Genomic DNA, 2130 nt, shown 5'->3' with positions numbered 1-2130 from the left:
CACCTCACGATGACGCCCTTGCGCTTCGCTAATCCTTCGCCGCCATCAGGCTGGATAGAGGACTTCCACCTCCAAGCTGTCGTTCATACTCGGCACACAACAAAAATGGCCCGCTCAATGCGGGCCATTTTCTCATCAGGACCGGTAAAGTCCGAACTTGGTTGCGGGGATAGGATTTGAACCTATGACCTTCAGGTTATGAGCCTGACGAGCTACCGGGCTGCTCCACCCCGCGTTAAACCGTTGCTTTGCCTTCGTGAAATGCCGGGGACGGTGAGGTAAGGCCGACGCTGCTCGCGTGGCTTGCTTCGTCCGTCCCAAAGGCTTCCTTGGAAGGCAACCCCGGGCAGAGCCCGTTGGGTGCGGGCGGTATGTACCAACCCGGGGTGCCTTTGGAAAGGGCTGCGGGACGATTTTTTCGACTTTGTGACAGGTCAAAACCCGCGTGACAGGTCAAAACCCGCCAAAAAGCCAAGTCTTGCCAGAAGTTCCACAAAGGGCCAGCTTGCGGCAACAAAACCAGGCAAAAACGCCACTTAAAGGGGAGAACGCCATGGACCACGCCTTGGACAAATCCCTGACGAGCGTCCCGCTTCGGGCCCTTGAGGAAAACTTCCATGCCATGGTCGCGCGGTCGCGGGCCGAGCCGGCGCCAGACCTTGCCGAGCGGCTCGACCGGCTGGCGCGGCTGCGTGCCGTGGTCGCGGACAACGAGGAGCGCTTCCGGCAGGCGATCTCGGCCGATTTCGGCCACCGCTCGGCGGTCGAGACCAATATCGCCGAAACGATGATGGTGCTCTCCGAGATCCGGCATGCCACCAAGCATCTGAAGAGCTGGATGGCGCCGCGGCGCATCGCCACCGCGCTGCAATTTTTGCCCGCGCGCAACCGGCTGATGCCGCAGCCGCTCGGCGTTGTCGGCATCATCGCGCCCTGGAATTATCCGCTCCAGCTGACGCTCGCGCCTGCGATCGGCGCGCTCGCCGCCGGCAACCGTGTCATCATCAAGCCGAGCGAACAGGTCACCCACTTCGCAGGCCTGCTGAAGGAGGCGATCGCCGCGCGGTTCGATGCCGCGGAAGTGCTCGTCACCGGCATCGAGGACGAGGTCGCAAAGGCCTTCGCATACCTGCCGTTCGATCATCTCGTGTTCACCGGCTCGACCCGGGTCGGGCGGCTGGTCGCGGAGGCCGCGGGCCGCAATCTGACGCCCGTCACGCTCGAGCTCGGCGGCAAATCGGCCGCGATCATCGACGCCTCCGCCGATCTCGAAGAGGCGGCTGAGCGCATCGCCTACGGCAAGCTGCTCAATGCCGGGCAGACCTGCATCGCGCCGGATTATGTGCTGGTGCCCGAGCGCTCGTTGCAGGCCTTCGCCGAAAAAGTGCGGGCGCAGATGCGGCGCATGTTCGGCACCGATCCCGCCAACAAGGACTACACCTCCGTGATCTCCGACCGGCATTATGCGCGGCTGGAAAATCTCGTCGCCGATGCGGCAAGCCGCGGCGCAAAGATTTTGCAGCCGGCGAAGGCCGACGATCCCAATTGGAAGGCACACCGCAAATTCCCGCCGACGCTGATCGTCGGCGCGACCGAGGCGATGACGGTGATGCAGGAGGAGATTTTCGGCCCTGTGCTGCCGGTGCTTGGTTATCGCGAACCAGCCGACGCCATCGCCTTCGTCAACGCCCGCGACCGGCCGCTGGCGCTGTACTGGTTCGGCAAGGACCGCATTGCGCGGGACGAGGTGCTGGCGCGCACCGTCTCCGGCGGCGTCACGATCAACGACTGCCTGTTTCACTTCGCGCAAATCAACCAGCCGATGGGCGGCGTCGGCGCATCCGGCACCGGCGCCTATCACGGCGAATGGGGCTTTCGCACGTTCAGCAAGCTGAAGCCGGTGTTCTATCGCTCGAAATTCAACCGCCTCGCCGACCTCTATCCGCCCTACGGCGGCAAGATAGCGCGGCTGGAGAAGATGATGCGGTTCATGTCGTAGCGACCACAAGCACCGTCATTGCGAGCGCAGCGGTAACTGCCCAGGTGGCCGTTTGTATTCTCTTGACTGACCACATGTGTTTGTGAGTCAAGGTATGGGTGACGCCGCCAAATTCCTCATTGTCTGTGGAT

General features: G+C 62.9%; 1 protein-coding gene and 1 tRNA gene. One reads left to right on the top strand and one right to left on the bottom strand.

The features are described from left to right. Positions 1–158: 158 nt before the first annotated feature. Positions 159–235, bottom strand: a tRNA-Met gene (locus IVB27_RS06540). A gap of 318 nt (positions 236–553) precedes the next feature. Here IVB27_RS06540 and IVB27_RS06535 point away from each other — a divergent pair. Further along, entirely contained in the window at positions 554–1999 is a 1446-nt protein-coding gene (locus IVB27_RS06535) for a coniferyl aldehyde dehydrogenase (protein WP_247442261.1), read from the top strand. The last annotated feature ends 131 nt before the right edge of the window (positions 2000–2130 follow it).

It is taken from the genome of Bradyrhizobium sp. 197 (genome assembly GCF_023073375.1).
GTDB lineage: Bacteria > Pseudomonadota > Alphaproteobacteria > Rhizobiales > Xanthobacteraceae > Bradyrhizobium.
Note: the sequence above shows the minus strand (reverse complement) of the source record. Positions and strands in the feature narration are given on the sequence as shown.